Raw genomic sequence first — 17,170 nt, 5'->3', positions numbered from 1 at the left:
GGGCTAGCTCCGCACGCCTTGGGCGATCTCGCTCACCAGCCGGTGCACGGCCTTGGCCGTTTCGGGAGTGGCCTTGCCGGCCTTGAGGCTGGTCTTGACGGCATTGACGAGGGCGGAGCCCACCACCACGCCGTCAGCGCTTTTGGCGATGCTGCGCGCCTGCTCGGCCGTCTTGACGCCGAAGCCGACGGCGATCGGCAGTTTGGTGTGGCCTTTGAGCCGGGTGACATTCTGCTCGACGCTTTTGAGGTCGGGCGCCTTGGTGCCGGTGATGCCGAGCACCGAGACATAATAGACGAAGCCTGAGGTGTTCCTGAGCACCGTCGGCGCCCGCTTGTCGTCGGTGGTGGGGGTGGCGAGGCGGATGAAATTGAGCCCCGCCTTGATCGCCGGCAGGCACAGTTCGTCGTCTTCCTCGGGCGGCAGATCGACGATGATGAGGCCGTCGACGCCCGCCGCTTTCGCATCCTTCAGAAAGCGCTCGACGCCGTGGATATAGATCGGATTGTAATAGCCCATGAGCACGACCGGCGTCCGATCATCGCTCTTGCGGAAATCGCGCACCAGATCGAGCGTCTTGATCAATGTCTGGCCGGCATGAAGCGCGCGCAGGCCCGCTTCCTGGATGGCCGGGCCGTCGGCCATCGGATCGGTGAAGGGCATGCCGAATTCGATGATGTCGGCGCCGGCCTTGGGCAGCCCTTTGATAATCTCGAGCGAGGTGGCGTAATCGGGATCGCCCGCCGTCACGAAAGTGACGAGGGCGGCGCGGCCTTCCTTCTTGAGGTCGGCGAAACGTTGATCGATTCGTGTCGTCACAATTTCACCCCGAGATGGTCGGCGACGGTGAAGATGTCCTTGTCGCCGCGCCCCGACATGCAGATCACCATCAGATGGTCCTTCGGCTTCGTCGGTGCAAGCTTCATCGCATGGGCGAGCGCATGCGAGGGCTCGAGCGCCGGGATGATGCCTTCGAGCTGGCAGCAGAGCTGGAACGCTTCGAGGGCTTCCTTGTCGGTCGCCGAGACATAGGAAACGCGCTTCGTGTCGTTGAGCCAGGCATGCTCGGGCCCGATGCCCGGATAATCGAGGCCGGCCGAGATCGAATGCGCCTCGGTGATCTGCCCGTCATCGTCCATCAGGATATAGGTGCGGTTGCCATGCAGGATGCCCGGCCTGCCGCCGGTGATCGAGGCCGCATGTTTGCCGGTGTCGACGCCGCTGCCCGCCGCCTCGACGCCAATGATCTCGACGCTCGCGTCGTCGAGGAAGGGATGGAACAGGCCCATGGCGTTTGAGCCGCCGCCGATCGCGGCGATGAGCGAATCCGGCAGGCGGCCTTCATGCCGGTGCATCTGCTTCTTCGTCTCGTTGCCGATGATGCATTGGAAATCGCGCACCATTTCGGGATAGGGATGCGGGCCCGCCACCGTGCCGATGCAGTAGAAGGTGTCCTCGACATTGGCGACCCAGTCGCGCAGCGCCTCGTTGAGCGCGTCCTTCAGCGTGCGCGAGCCCGACAAAGCCGGCACCACTTCGGCGCCGAGCAGCTTCATGCGGAACACATTGGGCTTCTGCCGTTCGATATCGACCTCGCCCATATAGACGATGCATTTGAGGCCGAAGCGGGCGCAGGCGGTCGCGGTGGCGACGCCATGCTGGCCGGCGCCGGTCTCGGCGATGATGCGCGTCTTGCCCATGCGCCGCGCCAGCAGGATCTGGCCCATCACATTGTTGATCTTGTGCGCGCCGGTGTGGTTGAGATCCTCGCGCTTGAAATAGATCTTGGCGCCGCCCAGATGCTCGGTCAGCCTTTCGGCGAAATAAAGCGGGCTCGGCCGGCCGACATAATGTTCGAGAAAACCATCGAGCTCGGCCTGGAAGGTGGGATCGGCCTTGGCCTCGTCATAGGCCTTCTGGAGATCCAGGATGAGCGGCATGAGGGTCTCGGCGACGAAGCGGCCGCCATAGATGCCGAACAGTCCTTTTTCATCGGGACCGGTGCGATAGGAATTGGGCGCGATCTGGTTCATGGGTGTTTTCTAGCGAGCCCCCTTGGCCGCCGCAATGAATTCCCTGATCAAGGTTATGTCTTTGATTCCAGGAGATTTTTCAACGCCGGAGGAAACGTCGACAATGCGCGCGCCGGTCACTTTGACGGCTTGCGCCACATTTGCCGGATTGAGCCCGCCCGAGAGGATGAAGGAGGGGAGCGACTTGCCCGACCCGACCAGCGTCCAGTCGAAGGCGATGCCATTGCCGCCCGGCAGGGCGTTTTTGAGCGTCTCTGGCGCCTTGGCGTCATAGAGAATGAGGGCGGCGGTCGTCTCATAGGCCTTGGCCTGCGCCACGTCCGCGTCGGATTTGATCTTGATCGCCTTGATCACCGGCCGGCCGCTGCGCCGGTTGATTTCGGCGATACGCTCCGGCGTCTCGCCGCCATGCGCCTGGAAGAGATCGGGCGCCACCTCGCGGGTGATCTCGTCGATGAGCGCGTCTTCGGCATCGACGATCAGCGCCACGATCTTCGCCTTGCCGCGCGCGATCCGGGCCAGGTCCTTCGCGGTGGCGGTCGAGACGTTGCGCGGGCTCTTCGGAAAGAAGACGAAACCGACAAGGTCGGCGCCGGCGGCGAGCGCCGCCGTCACCGTCTCGGGTGTCGAGAGGCCGCAGATCTTGACGTCAGTGGGCATGGCTCGCTTCGATCGAACGGGCGATGTCATGGGCCGCCACCGCGGGATCGGCGGCGCCGGTGATGGGCCGGCCGATCACCAGGATATCGGCGCCTTCATCGAGGGCCGAGCGTGGTGTGGCGATGCGTTTCTGGTCCTGCACCGCGGCGTCGGCCGGACGGATGCCCGGCACCACGGTGACGAAGTCGCGGGCCGTCGCCTGCTTGACGGCGCGGACATCGGGGGCCGAGCAGACGACACCGTCGAGGCCGCATTGACGCGCCAGCCTGGCGAGCGCCGCGGCATGGTCGCGGCCGGAAAGGTCCTTGGCGAAACCCGCTGCATGGATATCGGCATCGGCGAGGCTGGTCAGGATGGTGACGCCGATCAGTATGGCGCGGCCATCGACCGCTTCGGCCGCGGCCCGCATCATGTCGGCGCCGCCCGTCGTATGGATGTTGATGATCGCCGGCGCCGGATCGAGGCGCATCAGCGAGCGCAAGCCGTACGCGACCGTATTGGGAATGTCGTGCAGTTTGAGATCGAGGAAGATCGGCAGACCTTCCTTCGCGACCGTTTCATAGCCTTTCGGGCCCGCGGCATAGAAGAACTCCATGCCGAGCTTGGCATAGCCGGCATAAGGCTTGACGAGACGGGCGAGCTCCTGGGCGCGCGCCACATCCGGCGTGTCGAGGGCGACGCAGATGGGGTTCTTGATCATGGCGAAGGGCCCCTTACTCCGAAACGGGGTGAGGTGCAAATCTGCCCTCGCCACGCGTCACAGGACAGGGGGATCATTCCTGTCCTGAATATCCGATGAACCCTAACCTCAGGAAATCTACAAGGTCGGTCCGGCATGCTCTCACCCTGTCTGGGGCATTGCATGAGAAGGAATGACCATATGTCGAGACATCGTCTTCTGACAGTTGCATTGCCTTTGGCCGGCCTGGTTCTTTCGACGTCGCAGGCCTTTGGCGGCCAATGGCCGGTATTCGACCACATCAGGCTGACGCCCACCGGCATCCCGGCGCGGATCACCGTCACGTCGGAAAACGGCAAGACCTGGACCAAGCTCGAGAAGCAGGATTTTCTGCTGTCCGGCAAGGTCGACATCAAGATGGACAAGGGCAAGGTCACCTGGTTCTGGGTGAAGCACGGCAACAAGGAAATTGCCGCCAACGGCACCGGCCGGGCGAATTCGCACAAAAGCGAGGTCAATCTGCCGACCTCCACCGCCAATATGGGCATCGCGGCGATCGCGGCGGTTTCGGCCTGCAATGCGAAGATCAAAACCGGCGCCGAGATCTACAAGGACCAGCTTGTCGGCATCACCACCGATTTGGAGCTCTTCGCGGCGGCCGAAACCAACTCGGAAAAACTGACCCGCAGCGCCTTTGCGGCTTTCCCGGTGACCGTCAAATGCGTCGGCGTGCCGCTCGACGCGCAGGACCCCAAGGGACCGGTCGCCGATACCGATGATGTGAAACAGCCCGAAGAGAAGTTCAAAGTGCGCGCCGCCGCGCTCGGCATTCACAAGCCGCAATCCCAGGCCTGCCCGACGAAAGCGCAGATCAATGCGCGCTTCGAAACCAATTTCGCCGGCAAGGTGACCTTCATCTATCGCCAGGCGGGTGGCGGCAAATCGGCGCCCATCACCGTGATGTCGGCCAAGAAGCCGAACGGCAAATTCTATGCCGTGCACAACCAGGTCGTCGACATCAAGAAGGCGGTCGACACCAAATACATGGTCGAGGTCGTCGGCAAGGGCGTCATCTCCGACTGGCAGGCGCTGAAAGTGCCGTGCAAGATCGGCCTTGGCGGCGACGGCGATCTGGCCAATCCGAGTCCTCAGCCTTTCAAGGTGCTGAGCGCGCAGCTTGGCATCAAGGGACCGAAGACGAAGGTCTGCCCGAACAAGGCGGTGCTGACCGCCTGGTTCAAGACCAACAAGCCCGGCAAGGTCGGCTTCCGGCTGATGCGCAAGGACGGACCGGCAGGTCCGATGATCTTCGCGACCGCGGTCAAGGCGCCGTCCGGCTACATGGCGACCTATACGCGCACGATCGCGATCACCAACCCGATCAACACTTCTTACTCCGCCATTGTCCCGGGATCAGGTGGTCTCACCAGCAACTTCGTGCCGCTCAAGGCCAGCTGCTCGCTGAGCCAGCCTGGCGCCATTCTGGGTGAATGACAAAATGCGGCAAGAGCCTCGCCCGCTCGGGGCGGGGCTCAACTCCGCGAATAGATGAGCGTGGCAGCAGCCAGGTCTTCGAGCGCCGTGCCGCAGGATTTGAAGAGCGTGATCTCCTCGCGGTTGCGCCGGCCGGCGGTCTCACCCCGGCACAGGCCGAAGAGATCGCCCTGGACGTTTTCCATCCGGAATTTGCCTTCCGCCTCAGCCTGCAGGAGGTCGCCGGCTTCGGTCTCGGCCCCCTCGCGGGTGTCGACATAGACGCGGGCTTTGGCGACGGTGTCGCCGTCGGTCTCGCGCATGGTCGGCTTGAAGGCGCCGGCGAGGTCGATATGGGTGCCGGGCTTGAGCCAGGCGCCACGCAGAATGGGCGTGGTCGAGGTGGTGGCGCAGGAGATGATGTCGGCTCTGCCCATGGCTGATTCGAGATCGGAGGCGATCTCGATTCGGAAGCCGTCGCCGGCGAGCTCACGCGCAAGCGGCTCGGCCTTGGCGGGGTTGCGGTTATAGAGCAGCACCGTCTTGAGCGGGCGCACCGAGGCATGGGCGCGAATGAAATGCGGGGCGAGCGCGCCGGTGCCGACCATGAGCAGCGTCTCCGCGTCCTGGCGGGCGAGATAGTCGGCGGCGAGCGCGCCGGCGGCCGCGGTGCGCCGCCGCGTCAGCTCGGTGCCGTCCATCATGGCGACGGGCGCGCCGGTGCGGTTGTCGATGAGCAGGTAGCTGCCGATGACGGTGGGCAGACCCAAAGACGGGTTGTCGGTCTTGATGACCACCGATTTGAGGCCGGTGAAGGCCTTCGACCAGGCCGGCATCAGGAGGAGTGTCGCCACCGGCGAGGTGTCGTGGTGATGGCGGGGCGGGGTGGCGATGTCGTCACGAAAACCCTGGCGTAGGGCTTCGACGACGTCGCGATAGGGGGCGGCTTCGGCCAGTTGGTCGGCGGAGATGATTTTCATGATGGGGGAGGCGGAGCGTTGAGCAGGTCCTGGTGTTCGCGCTTGAAGCGCTGGGCTTCGTCCTGGGCGCCTTGCAGGTCGGCGCGCGCCTGGCGGGCGGCGCGCCGCCACTTGCCTTGCGCGAACCAGCAGGCGATCCACCCGGCGATGAGGCCGAAGAAGATGCCGGCGAAGAACAGCGCCCAGAGCGGGATGAACATGGTGGCGAAGGGCGCGGCCTTGGAGAACGGATCGAAGGAGACCTCGATCCATTGCCGGTTGGCCACGCAGAAGGCGATGACGATCACGACGATCGGCACCCCGATCGCCCAATTGATGATCCGGCGCGCGGTCACGTTTCGGTTCGGTTGAGCTGCTCGCGCAGTTCCTTGCCGGTCTTGAAGAAGGGCACGTGCTTGGGCTCGACCGTCACCGGGTCGCCGGTGCGCGGATTGCGGCCTTGCCGGCCTTGCCGCGATTTGACGGAAAAGGCGCCAAAACCGCGCAATTCGACGCGATCACCGCTTTTCATGGCGTTGATGATCTGGTCGAAAATCGTATTGATGATGCGTTCCACATCCCGGTGATAGAGATGTGGGTTCTTCTCAGCGATCTTCTGGATCAGTTCCGATTTGATCATTGTGGTCCCCGCTCCCTCGTCTTACTGGAATGAAGGGTGCCAAACGGAAACGAGACCGTCAAGTTTCTGTAATTGCGCCTGTTTCGCGAGGTCCGGCAGGCCCATCGCCTTGAGCGCCCCGGAGGTGATCCTGAGGCCCAGGCCGAACAGGCCCTTTTCCTCGGAAGGAAGGGCCCAATCCTTGACCTCGATACCGTCGGAAAGCTTCTTTTCCTTCTTTATCCAGGCGACCGCCTTCTCCTCGCCGCCCAACTCGTCGATGAGTTTTTCGGCCACCGCCTGGCGCCCGGTATAGACGCGCCCGTCGGACAGGATCTTGACCTTGTCGAGCGGCAGCTTACGGCGCTCGGCGACGAGGCCGGTGAACCAGGCGAAGCTGTCCTGCACCATGAGGGTCGAGACCTCGCGGGCCTTTTCGGAGAGCGGCTTGAAGGGCGAGGGCTCGGCCTTGAGGTCGCCGGACTTGATTTCTTGCATTTGGACGCCGACCGTCTCGAGGAGCTTCGAGAACTCGGCCCATTGGAAGATCACGCCGATCGAGCCGGTGATGGTGTTGCCGCGGGCGACAATGTGGTCGGCGGCGATGGCGGTGATATAGCCGCCCGAGGCCGCGACCGTGTCCATGACGGCGGCGACCGGCTTATCCTTGGCGATCTTGCGGATCGCCTCATAGATGGCTTCCGAGCCGGCCGTCGTGCCGCCGGGGCTGTCGATGCGGATGATCAGGCCCTTCACATTGTCGGCCTTGGCGATGTCCTCGAGGAGATCGAGGGTCGGCTGGTCGCCGGTGATGAGGCCGGTGACCCAGACGCGCGCGATATGGTCGCTGCGCTTTTCGAGATTGAAGCCGCCCGTGGCGGCGGCGAGCGCCAGGACGGCACCGATGAAGAGGAGGACGGACGCCACGCGCCAGAAAGTGAGACGGCGCTTCAGCCGCCGCCGGTCGATGATGAGTTCAGCTTCGCTGGCCATGACGTGAAGTCCTTATGATCATCGGGATAATCCGACTCTAGGACAGGCCCGAAGAGGAAATTAAGGCACCGGTTGCGAGAACCGGTGCCATCAAACAAAGAGGCCGGGCGTTGCCGCCCGGCCATTATATCGTCAGTCCTTGGTCTCAGCGTCCTTCTTGGCCTTGTTGAGCGCGGCGCCGAGAATGTCGCCGAGCGAAGCGCCCGAGTCGGACGAGCCATACTGCGCCACCGCCGCCTTCTCGTCGGCGATTTCGAGCGCCTTGATGGAGACGTTGATGCGGCGGTTCTTGGTGTCGATCAAGGTGACCTTGGCGTCGACCTTCTCGCCGACCGCGAAGCGCTCGGGGCGCTGCTCGGAACGGTCGCGGGCGAGATCGGCGCGCTTGATGTAGGCGGTCATCTCGGAGCCGGTGACCTTCACATGGAGGCCCATCTCCTCGACGGCGGTGACTTCACAGGTAACCGTGTCGCCCTTCTTGACGCCGCCCAGCGTTTCGAGCGGATCGCCGGAAACCTGCTTGATGCCGAGCGAGATGCGCTCCTTCTCGATGTCGACATCGAGAACCTGGGCGCGCACGTGATCGCCCTTCTTGTAGTCCTTGATCGCCTCTTCGCCGGAACGCTTCCAGTCGAGGTCGGAGAGATGGACCATGCCGTCGACATCGCCGTCGAGACCGACGAAGAGGCCGAATTCGGTGATGTTCTTGATCTCGCCTTCGACGGTCGAGCCGGTCGGATGCTTCTCGGAGAAGCTGTCCCACGGATTCTGCTGGACCTGCTTGAGGCCGAGCGAAATACGCCGCTTGGCCGGATCGACTTCGAGCACCTGCACCTGGATCTCTTCCGAGGTGGAGAGGATCTTGCCCGGATGCACGTTCTTCTTGGTCCAGCTCATCTCGGAGACATGGACGAGGCCTTCGATGCCGTCTTCCAGCTCAACGAACGCACCGTAATCGGTGATGTTGGTGACGCGGCCCTTGACCTTGGCGCCGATCGGGTATTTGGCGGCGACGCCATCCCACGGATCCTTGTCGAGCTGCTTCATGCCGAGCGAGATGCGCTGCGTCTCGGGATTGATGCGGATGATCTGCACCTTCACCGTCTGGCCGACCGACAGCACGTCGGAGGGATGGTTGACGCGCTTCCAGGCGATGTCGGTGACGTGGAGCAGGCCGTCAATGCCGCCCAGATCGACGAACGCGCCGTAATCGGTGATGTTCTTGACCACGCCGTCGACCACCTGGCCTTCGGTGAGGTTCTGGACCAGCTCGGAGCGCTGCTCGGCGCGGGTCTCTTCCATGATGGCGCGGCGCGACACGACGATATTGCCGCGGCGGCGGTCCATCTTGAGGATCTGGAAGGGCTGCGTGACATTCATCAGCGCGCCGACATCGCGGATCGGACGGATGTCGACCTGGCTGCCGGGCAGGAACGCCACGGCGCCGCCGAGATCGACGGTGAAGCCACCCTTGACGCGTCCGAAGATCACACCATCGACGCGTTCATTGTTGGCCGAGGACTGCTCGAGGCGGGTCCAGGCTTCTTCGCGCCGCGCCTTGTCGCGCGACAGGACGGCTTCGCCCAGCGCATTTTCGATGCGCTCGAGATAGACTTCGACTTCGTCGCCGACCTTGATGACGACGTCCTTGCCGGGCTGCGAGAATTCCTTGAGGGCGATGCGGCCTTCGGTCTTGAGGCCCACATCGATGATCGCGAAGTCGTTTTCGACGGCGACGACGTGGCCCTTGACGACCGAGCCTTCGGCGGAGGCGCCGGTGCCGAAGCTTTCGGCGAGCAGGGCTTCGAAGTCGTCACGGGTCGGATTGAGGCTTTCGGCAGATTTTGCCATGTGTTTCGGTTTCCTGAGTAATCGAGGCTGGCCCACGGCTATATCCGCAGGACCTCCCGCTAGGCGCCGTCACCAAAATAGGTGCCAGGCGGGCAAACCACGTCATTTCCGGCACACAGGGCCAACCAGGCTTTGGGCGCGAGTATGGTCCGGAAACAGTTGAGGGCGCCTGGGTGACCGAAGCGCCCCGTGAGCGCGCCCTCAAAAGGGCGGCCTGGAACGGGGGGTCATATAGCGAAACGAGGGCCCCGGGGCAAGTCTTGAAGACCACTTGAACCCCATTCGTGCCTGCTTCCCCTCCCCCTTGTGGGGAGGGGTCAGGGGTGGGGGTCGGGTGGTATCAATAAGACTGGCCGAAAGACGCAGGGGCAAATTTGCGATACCACCCGACCCCCACCCCGGCCCTATCGGGCCGACCCTCCCCACAAGGGGGAGGATAAAACGTCACACGTCCAGATTGGCCACCGACAGCGCGTTTTCGCGGATGAAGTCGCGCCGCGGCTCGACCACATCGCCCATCAGCTTGGTGAAGAGGTCATCCGCCTCGTCGAGCTCGCTCACCTTCACGCGCAAGAGCGAGCGGACATTGGAATCGAGCGTGGTTTCCCAGAGCTGCTCGGGATTCATCTCGCCGAGGCCTTTGTAGCGCTGCATGGTGATGCCCTTGCGCCCGGCGGCGAAGACCGCTTCGAGCAGATCGATGGGGCCGTGGATGACCTTGTCGGAGTCCTTGCGCCTGAGCTTCGCGGGCTTGGCATAGATCTCCTGGAGATGCGCCGCCTTCTTATCGAGGCGGATGGCATCGGCCGAGCCGATGAGCTTGGCATCGATGCTCCAGCTTTCCTTGACGCCCCTGACCTCGCGGGCGAAGACGAGGCTGCCGTCTTGGGCGTGAACGCCGGCCCAGCCGCGCTCGGTCTCTTCCGCGATCGCATCGAGCCTTTTGGCGATATAGCTCGCCGCGGCCAGCGCGTTCTCGTTGTTGGAGAGCACTTCCGGATTGAGCACGCCGGCGATCGCCGCCTGCTCGATGACGGTGCGCGAATAGCGTGAATGGAGGCCGTCAAGGGCGGCCCTGACCGAGAGCGCCTCATCGACGATCTGGCGCAGGTCGGCGCCGGCGCGCTCGGCGCCTGAGGCCAGCGCCAGGCTCGAGCCTTCGAGACCGGTCTCGATCAGATAGTTCTCGAGCGCCTTGCCGTCTTTGAGATACTGCTCGGACGAGCCGCGCTTCACCTTATAAAGCGGCGGCTGGGCGATATAGAGATGGCCGCGCTCGATGATCTCCTGCATCTGCCGGTAGAAGAAGGTGAGCAGCAGCGTGCGGATATGGGCGCCGTCGACATCGGCGTCCGTCATGATGATGATCTTGTGATAGCGCAGCTTGTCGGGGTTGAACTCCTCGCGCCCGATGCCGGTGCCCAGCGCCGTGATGAGGGTGCCGATCTCGGCCGAGGACAACATCTTCTCGAAGCGCACCCGCTCGACATTGAGGATCTTGCCGCGCAACGGCAGCACCGCCTGGTTCTCGCGGTTCCTCGCCTGCTTGGCGGAGCCGCCGGCCGAGTCGCCCTCGACGATGAACAGTTCCGATTTTGCGGGATCGCGTTCCTGGCAGTCGGCGAGCTTGCCGGGCAGCGACGAGATGTCGAGGGCGCCTTTGCGCCGTGTCAGCTCGCGCGCCTTGCGCGCAGCTTCACGCGCCGCGGCGGCTTCCACCACCTTGCCGACGATCTGCTTGGCGTCCTGCGGATGCTCCTCGAACCAGGCGGCGAGCTCTTCGCCGATCAGGCTTTCGACCACCGGGCGCACTTCCGAGGAAACGAGCTTGTCCTTCGTCTGGGACGAGAATTTGGGATCGGGCACCTTGACCGAGAGCACGCAGGTGAGGCCTTCGCGCGCATCATCGCCGGTGAGCGCCACCTTCTCCTTCTTGGCGATGCCGCTTGAAGTGGCATAGCCGTTGATGACGCGGGTGAGGGCGCCGCGGAAGCCGGCGAGATGGGTGCCGCCGTCGCGCTGCGGGATGTTGTTGGTGAAGCACAGCACGTTCTCGTGGTAGCTGTCGTTCCACCACAGAGCGCATTCGACGGTGATGCCGTCCTTTTCGCCCTTCACCATGATGGGCTCGGTGACCAGCGCCTGCTTGGTGCGGTCGAGATAACGCACGAAGGCCTGGATGCCGCCCTCGTAATAGAGCTCGACTTCCTTGGGCTCGACGCCGCGTTTGTCGGCGAGCAGGATGCGCACGCCGGAATTGAGGAAGGCCAGCTCGCGCAGGCGATGCTCGATCGTGGAGTAATCGAATTCGGTCTTGGTGAAGATTTCGGGCGACGGCAGGAAGGTCACTTCCGTGCCGCGCTTGTCATGGCTGTCGCGCACCACCGCGAGCGGCGCATCGGCCTCGCCATTGGTGAAGCTCATCGCATGCTCTTTGCCGCCGCGCCAGACGCGCAGTTTGAGCCAGATCGACAGCGCGTTGACGACCGATACGCCGACGCCGTGGAGACCGCCGGACACCTTGTAGGAATTCTGGTCGAATTTGCCGCCGGCATGCAGCTGGGTCATGATGACCTCGGCCGCCGACACGCCTTCGGATGGATGGATGTCGGTGGGAATGCCGCGGCCATTGTCGAAAACGGTGCAGGAGCCATCGGCATTGAGCGTGACGATGGCGCGGTCGCAATAGCCGGCCAGCGATTCATCGACGGCGTTGTCGACCACCTCATAGATCATGTGATGGAGGCCCGATCCGTCATCGGTGTCGCCGATATACATGCCCGGGCGTTTGCGCACCGCATCGAGGCCCTTCAGGACCTTGATCGCGTCGGCGCCGTATTCCTCGGCCTGTTTCTTGATCGGATCAGCCATTATTGCCTCGTTACTTTTCCACCCTCCACATGGAGGAATTCACCTGTCTTGCCAAGCCCGTCGAACAGCGCCCGATCAGTCCCCGTCATGAGGCTCTGGGCCCCAAGTTGACGAAGCGTCTCGAACAGGCCGGCACGTCTGACCCCATCCAGATGCGCCGCGACTTCGTCAAGAAGAAGGACGGGAGCGGCCCCGCTTTCCTCCTTCACCGACGAGGCTTGCGCCAGGATCAGTCCGATGAGCAGCGCTTTCTGCTCACCCGTCGAGCACAGAGCCGCGGCCATCGCCTTGGGCTCGTGCGTTACCAAGAAATCACTCCTATGCGGACCGTTGAGCGTGCGTCCTGCCGCTCTGTCCAGCCCCCGCGATTCGAGAAGGAGTCTACGATATTCGTCTTCCGCCTGCACGGCCGGCATGATGGCGATGCGATCTTCGAGTTCACCCTGGAGGCCTAGGATGCTGGCAGGAAAAGCACTCCCCTTAAGTAGGAATTTTATGTGATTTTGCAAGGCGGCAATGGCGTGGAGACGGGCCGCGGCAATGGCCGCGGCAGCCTCCGCCATCTGCGCTTCGAGGCCTGAAAGCCATAAGGGATCGGGGCGTGGTTCCTCGAGCAGCAGATTGCGCTCACGCATCAGCTTCTCGAAGACGAGGACGCGCGAGGCATGTTCGGGATCATTGGCGGTGACGAGCCGGTCGAGGAAGCGGCGCCGGTCGGATGCGGGACCGGCAAAAAGCCGGTCCATGGCGGGGGTGAGCCAGATCACCCGCATATGATGGGCGAGGATGCCGGGACTCTTCTGCGGCACGCCGTCGAGCACCACTTGCCGCGTCTGGCTCGCTGTATCGCCTTCCGGCATCCATTGCGTGCCGAGCCTGACCTCGCCTTGGGCCGAGGCAACATGGGCGGCGACGGCCCAGCCGCGCGGCGCGCCCTGCCGCGCCAGATCCTCGAACAGGGCGCCGCGCAGGCCCCGCCCGGTCGAGAGCAGCGACACCGCCTCGATGAGATTGGTCTTGCCGGCACCGTTGGGACCGGTGAGCGCCACGAGCCCCGTCCCCGGATCGAGCCGCAGTGTCTCGTAATTGCGGAAGTCGGTCAGGGTGAGGCGGGTGACGGTGTAGGAAGAAGCGGACATTCAACGCCTCTCATGTCTTCGCCCCGAGCGAGCGGGGGGAGCGAGGGTGAGGGGCCTCTCATGAAGCAAGGTTTGCATTCCAGATCGATGGGTAAGACTGACACTTTGGGATAGCAACTCCCCGCCGGATTCGCATCCGGTCTTCGAGGCCGCGCACCCGACGCCCTCGCCCCGCGATAGCGGGGAGAGGGAGGGACCCATTGCGCAGCAATGGGAGGGTGAGGGGCACCCGGTCTCTTGGTGCAATGGTCGTTTGAATCTGGTGATCGCCGCAGCAGAATGAGAAGAGACAACAGGGATGCCCCTCACCCTCCCAACGCTGGCGCGTTGGGCCCCTCCCTCTCCCCGCTGCGCGGGAGAGAGGGGAGAAATCACACCCGCATTGGCATCAGGACGTAGAGCGCCTGGTCGTCGGAGGGATCGAGCACGATGGTGGGCGAGCCCGCATCGGCCAGCTGGAACCTGGCGGTATCGCTCTTGATCTGCGAGGCGATGTCGAGGAGGTAGCGCGAATTGAAGCCGATATCGATGGGCTCCGCGTCATAGGTCGCGGCGATCTCTTCTTCCGCCGAGCCCGAATCCGGATTGTTGACGGTGAGCACCACGCGGCCATCGCCGACATTCAGCTTCACCGCGCGGCCCTTCTCGAAGGAGATGGTCGAGACCCGGTCGACGGCGCTCGAGAACAGCTTGGTGTCGACATCGAGCGTCTTATCGTTGTTGCGCGGGATCACCCGTTCGTAATCGGGGAAGGTGCCGTCGATGAGCTTGGAGGTCAGCGTCAGGCCGTTGCAGGAGAAGCGGATCTTGGAGGCGGAAAGCGCCACCTCGACTTCGCCGTCATCGCCTTCGATGAGCTTGACGAGCTCGAGCACAGTTTTCCTCGGCACGATGATGCCGGGCATGCCCTTGGCGCCCTCGGGCAAGGGCACCTGGGCCCGGGCGAGGCGGTGGCCGTCGGTGGCGACGGCGCGCAGTGTCTTGTTGGCCGCGACCTCGTGCAGATAGATGCCGTTCAGATAATAGCGGGTCTCTTCGGTCGAGATGGCGAAACGGGTCTTCTCGACGAGGCCCTTGAGATCGGAAGCCTTCAGGGTGAAGCGGTTGGCGAGCTCACCCGCATTGAGATCCGGGAAATCTTCGGGCGGCAGCGCCTGAAGGGCGAAGCGCGAGCGCCCCGCCTTGATGGCGACGCGGCCGGTATCGGGCCCCTGGTCGAGCTCGAGCTGGGCCCCGTCGGGGAGCTTGCGCACGATGTCGTAGAGCATATGGGCGGCGACCGTGACGGCGCCGTCCTGGGCGACTTCGGCCGCCACCGTCTCGATGATCTCGATATCGAGGTCGGTGGCGGTGAGCTTCACCGCCTCGCCCTTGGCCTGGACAAGCACATTGGACAGGATCGGTATCGTATTACGCCGCTCCACCACACTCTGCACATGGTTGAGAGCCTTGAGAAAGGCCGATCTTTCGATAGTCACCCGCATAGTATCGCAATCCTGTTAGCTCATTGGGCCGGATACATTGGCGCCTTTGATCGCGCTACGCAAGGCTTGCAAGCAAGGCTTAGCCGAGATCTGGCGGCAGGTCAGGCCTTACGAACCTCTCTCCGCCAGTTTCTCGCATGGGCGATCAGGGAGATCGTCCAACTCAGTACGAAAATGCCGGACAAAGTCAGCGTGGTTAGCCAGTCAATGTTGTCCACGCCTTGCCATACCGATATCCGGTAGAACCAGATCGCACTCGTAAGCAGTCCGAGTAGCGAAATCAGGGTCTTCAGCTGTTCAGTCGTGGCAACGCCTATAGCGCCGAATAAAATTGAAGCCGGGACCAGGTACACCTGGGACACTGACATGAGATCCGACAGTGCACCGGCCACGGTTCTCTCCGCTGCTATTGCTGCTCGATGAGGCGGACGAGCAAGGCGACTTCGCGGGCGAGCCGGTCGTCGCTCTTCATCAGCTCCTCGATCTTACGCACGGCGTGCAGGACTGTACTATGGTCCCTCCCCCCGAAGCGGCGGCCGATTTCGGGCAGCGAGCGCGGCGTGAGCTTCTTGGCCAGATACATGCCGATCTGGCGCGGCACCACCACCGAGCGGGCGCGGCGCGGCGACAGGAGGTCGGCGCGCGCCACATTGTAATGGCGCCCGATCACTTTGAGGATGTCGTCGATGCGCACCCGGCACTGGTCGGGATTGGCCGACATGTCGCGCAAGACCATCGCGGCCAAGTCGACCGAAAGCGGCGCATGCGAGAACTGCTGATGCGCGATGACGCGGTTGAGCGCTCCTTCGAGCTCACGGCCGCCGCCCTGCACCTTGTTGGCGATGAATTCGACGACATCGGGATCGACCCGGATCTGCGGGTCGCGCTTCGCCACTTCGGCAAGGCGGCGCGCCAGGATCTCACGCCTGAGGTCGAGCTCGGGCAGCTCGATGTCGACGACGAGCCCGCCCATCAGGCGCGAGCGCATGCGCTGGTCGATGGCGTCGAGCTGGGCCGGCGGCGCGTCGGCGGCGATGACGATCTGGCGCTTGGCGTCCACCAGCGAATTGAAAGTGTGGTAGAATTCCTGCGTCATCGACTTGCCCTGCAGGAACTGGAAGTCGTCGATGAGCAAGACGTCGATCGACTGGAAGAAGTCCTTGAAGCCGATCGTGTCGCGCGACCTGAGCGCGCCGATGAAATGATACATGAAGCGTTCGGCGGTGATGAACAGCACCTTGCGCTCAGGATGCCGCTCGCGCACCCGCCAGGCGATCGCATTGAGCAGATGCGTCTTGCCGAGCCCCGCCGCCGAATGGATGAACAGCGGATTGAAGCTGACCGGCAGGCCCGGTTGCGATTCCGAGATGCGCTGCGCCGCCGCGTGGGCGAGCCGGTTGGAGCCGCCGGTGATGAAGCTGTGAAAGGTCTGATGGGGATCGAGCGGCGAGCCGCGCTCACCCGTCGGCTGGTGCAGCAAGGCTTGCGCCGGCTGCGGCTGCGCCATGCGTGTTTGCGGCTCCGGCTGCATCTCATCGCGAATGATGCGCCGTTCGGCGACATCCTGCGGGCGCTGCGGCACGCCGCGCGTGCGCACTTTCACATGAACATTATCGAGATGGCCGAGCTCGGCCTCGCTCGCTTTCAAAAGTTTCTGAGCGTAATGCGTCTCGATCCAGTTTCTGAGGAAACGGGTGGGGACTGAAACCGCAAGGCGCCCATCGACGCATTCCTCCGGCTCCATCCGCGCAAACCAGCTTGTGTAAAGATCGTCACCCAATTCCGCCTTGAGCCTTTGGGCTATCCTGCCCCAGCTCTGCTTGAGTTCGATCACCGCCGCATCTGTCATCACACCTAAACCCCTATTTTCTTGTACTCACAGCGATTGGCCGCGCTTTCGGCACGCAACTACCCTCTTGCGGATCGACTGATCCGCAAGCCAAACTCCTTTCCGGTTCGATAAAGAACCTAAGGCGACCCTGATTTAGAAAACTTGGTCACTAAGTGCCCCTATGGTGACCTTCACTGACTTACCCATCACTTCGTGCCGCAACCCCTCAGGCAGCGCCCAATGACCATACTCACAAGCCCTCCGCCGTGACAACAGAACTTGGACGCTTCTCCGTGTACGGAATTTTCTTTGGACGGTGCCCGATCTGCCCTTCACGTCATGGGCCTGATCGACAAGTCGTTGACTCGCATGCCTGAATCAATCGACCGCGCGGTACAGGTGCAGAAAAATCACTACCGCCACAAAAATTGGATTCCCATATTCGGCGGCCCATGGATTCATCGGCCTTCGTCCAACTCTTTCGCTTCACTCTTCTAAGTAATTGAAAAGTAATGCCAATTTTTGCGCCAAACCGTCAGTAGCCTGAACAAGAAAAACGGCGCGTCCGGGGTTTTCCG

Annotated in this window: 15 protein-coding genes; 1 reads left to right on the top strand and 14 read right to left on the bottom strand. The window is 63.2% G+C overall.

Annotated elements, in window-relative coordinates:
- Positions 1 to 3 precede the first annotated feature (3 nt).
- From trpA to pyrF, 4 genes are read right to left on the bottom strand one after another with little or no spacing between them, the layout of a single operon-like run.
- Positions 4 to 819 (bottom strand): tryptophan synthase subunit alpha, encoded by an 816-nt coding sequence (trpA, locus tag JHL16_RS31965; RefSeq protein ID WP_200188891.1) that lies wholly within the window; start codon positions 817 to 819, stop codon positions 4 to 6.
- Complete coding sequence (gene trpB, locus JHL16_RS31960; RefSeq protein WP_200188890.1) at positions 816 to 2,033, bottom strand: tryptophan synthase subunit beta; 1,218 nt, start codon at positions 2,031 to 2,033, stop codon at positions 816 to 818. Before trpB ends, trpA begins: the two co-directional genes overlap by 4 nt.
- A gap of 9 nt (positions 2,034 to 2,042) precedes the next feature.
- Positions 2,043 to 2,693 carry a phosphoribosylanthranilate isomerase gene (locus tag JHL16_RS31955; protein WP_200188889.1) on the bottom strand — a complete coding sequence of 217 codons (651 nt, stop codon included), beginning with the start codon at positions 2,691 to 2,693 and terminating at the stop codon, positions 2,043 to 2,045.
- Complete coding sequence (pyrF, locus tag JHL16_RS31950) at positions 2,683 to 3,393, bottom strand: orotidine-5'-phosphate decarboxylase (RefSeq protein WP_200188888.1); 711 nt, start codon at positions 3,391 to 3,393, stop codon at positions 2,683 to 2,685. Before pyrF ends, JHL16_RS31955 begins: the two co-directional genes overlap by 11 nt.
- Positions 3,394 to 3,573: 180 nt before the next feature.
- Between pyrF and JHL16_RS31945 the strand changes: the two genes are divergently transcribed.
- Positions 3,574 to 4,866 carry a hypothetical protein gene (locus JHL16_RS31945; protein WP_200188887.1) on the top strand — a complete coding sequence of 431 codons (1,293 nt, stop codon included), beginning with the start codon at positions 3,574 to 3,576 and terminating at the stop codon, positions 4,864 to 4,866.
- Between the two features lie 38 nt (positions 4,867 to 4,904).
- On the opposite strand, the gene lhpI is transcribed toward JHL16_RS31945, so the two are convergent.
- From lhpI to dnaA, 10 genes are all read right to left on the bottom strand, one after another.
- Positions 4,905 to 5,825: a bifunctional Delta(1)-pyrroline-2-carboxylate/Delta(1)-piperideine-2-carboxylate reductase gene (gene lhpI / locus JHL16_RS31940; RefSeq protein ID WP_200188886.1), complete on the bottom strand. Its 921-nt coding sequence runs from the start codon at positions 5,823 to 5,825 to the stop codon at positions 4,905 to 4,907.
- Positions 5,822 to 6,160, bottom strand: coding sequence for a lipopolysaccharide assembly protein LapA domain-containing protein (locus tag JHL16_RS31935; RefSeq protein WP_200188885.1), 339 nt, complete (start codon positions 6,158 to 6,160; stop codon positions 5,822 to 5,824). The genes lhpI and JHL16_RS31935 overlap by 4 nt, the downstream gene beginning before the upstream one ends.
- Complete coding sequence (ihfB, locus tag JHL16_RS31930; protein ID WP_137854600.1) at positions 6,157 to 6,444, bottom strand: integration host factor subunit beta; 288 nt, start codon at positions 6,442 to 6,444, stop codon at positions 6,157 to 6,159. The genes JHL16_RS31935 and ihfB overlap by 4 nt, the downstream gene beginning before the upstream one ends.
- A gap of 21 nt (positions 6,445 to 6,465) precedes the next feature.
- Positions 6,466 to 7,416: a signal peptide peptidase SppA gene (gene sppA / locus JHL16_RS31925; protein WP_200188884.1), complete on the bottom strand. Its 951-nt coding sequence runs from the start codon at positions 7,414 to 7,416 to the stop codon at positions 6,466 to 6,468.
- 132 nt (positions 7,417 to 7,548) lie between these two features.
- Positions 7,549 to 9,267, bottom strand: a complete 1,719-nt coding sequence (gene rpsA, locus JHL16_RS31920; protein ID WP_137854598.1) for a 30S ribosomal protein S1 — start codon at positions 9,265 to 9,267, stop codon at positions 7,549 to 7,551.
- Between the two features lie 444 nt (positions 9,268 to 9,711).
- Positions 9,712 to 12,138, bottom strand: a complete 2,427-nt coding sequence (gene gyrB / locus JHL16_RS31915) for a DNA topoisomerase (ATP-hydrolyzing) subunit B (RefSeq protein WP_200188883.1) — start codon at positions 12,136 to 12,138, stop codon at positions 9,712 to 9,714.
- Positions 12,138 to 13,277 carry a DNA replication/repair protein RecF gene (gene recF, locus JHL16_RS31910; RefSeq protein WP_200188882.1) on the bottom strand — a complete coding sequence of 380 codons (1,140 nt, stop codon included), beginning with the start codon at positions 13,275 to 13,277 and terminating at the stop codon, positions 12,138 to 12,140. The genes gyrB and recF overlap by 1 nt, the downstream gene beginning before the upstream one ends.
- A 371-nt stretch (positions 13,278 to 13,648) precedes the next feature.
- On the bottom strand, positions 13,649 to 14,761 hold the full coding sequence (gene dnaN, locus JHL16_RS31905; RefSeq protein WP_200188881.1) for a DNA polymerase III subunit beta: 1,113 nt from the start codon (positions 14,759 to 14,761) through the stop codon (positions 13,649 to 13,651).
- Between the two features lie 101 nt (positions 14,762 to 14,862).
- Positions 14,863 to 15,153, bottom strand: coding sequence for a hypothetical protein (locus JHL16_RS31900; RefSeq protein WP_200188880.1), 291 nt, complete (start codon positions 15,151 to 15,153; stop codon positions 14,863 to 14,865).
- A 14-nt stretch (positions 15,154 to 15,167) separates the two neighbouring features.
- Complete coding sequence (gene dnaA, locus JHL16_RS31895) at positions 15,168 to 16,610, bottom strand: chromosomal replication initiator protein DnaA (protein WP_200188879.1); 1,443 nt, start codon at positions 16,608 to 16,610, stop codon at positions 15,168 to 15,170.
- Positions 16,611 to 17,170: the final 560 nt, after the last annotated feature.

Source organism: Taklimakanibacter albus, assembly GCF_016595235.1.
Classification (GTDB): Bacteria; Pseudomonadota; Alphaproteobacteria; order Rhizobiales; family Aestuariivirgaceae; genus Taklimakanibacter; species Taklimakanibacter albus.
This window is presented reverse-complemented; position numbering and strand designations above follow the sequence as displayed.

Bases quoted from the DNA above. Each gene is read 5' to 3' on its own strand.
- sppA (WP_200188884.1), bottom strand. From the start codon at position 7,416: ATGGCCAGCGAAGCTGAACTCATCATCGACCGGCGGCGGCTGAAGCGC.
- dnaA (WP_200188879.1), bottom strand. From the start codon at position 16,610: ATGACAGATGCGGCGGTGATCGAACTCAAGCAGAGCTGGGGCAGGATA.
- lhpI (WP_200188886.1), bottom strand. From the start codon at position 5,825: ATGAAAATCATCTCCGCCGACCAACTGGCCGAAGCCGCCCCCTATCGC.
- recF (WP_200188882.1), bottom strand. From the start codon at position 13,277: ATGTCCGCTTCTTCCTACACCGTCACCCGCCTCACCCTGACCGACTTC.
- JHL16_RS31945 (WP_200188887.1), top strand. From the start codon at position 3,574: ATGTCGAGACATCGTCTTCTGACAGTTGCATTGCCTTTGGCCGGCCTG.
- rpsA (WP_137854598.1), bottom strand. From the start codon at position 9,267: ATGGCAAAATCTGCCGAAAGCCTCAATCCGACCCGTGACGACTTCGAA.
- JHL16_RS31955 (WP_200188889.1), bottom strand. From the start codon at position 2,693: ATGCCCACTGACGTCAAGATCTGCGGCCTCTCGACACCCGAGACGGTG.
- trpB (WP_200188890.1), bottom strand. From the start codon at position 2,033: ATGAACCAGATCGCGCCCAATTCCTATCGCACCGGTCCCGATGAAAAA.
- pyrF (WP_200188888.1), bottom strand. From the start codon at position 3,393: ATGATCAAGAACCCCATCTGCGTCGCCCTCGACACGCCGGATGTGGCG.
- dnaN (WP_200188881.1), bottom strand. From the start codon at position 14,761: ATGCGGGTGACTATCGAAAGATCGGCCTTTCTCAAGGCTCTCAACCAT.
- gyrB (WP_200188883.1), bottom strand. From the start codon at position 12,138: ATGGCTGATCCGATCAAGAAACAGGCCGAGGAATACGGCGCCGACGCG.
- ihfB (WP_137854600.1), bottom strand. From the start codon at position 6,444: ATGATCAAATCGGAACTGATCCAGAAGATCGCTGAGAAGAACCCACAT.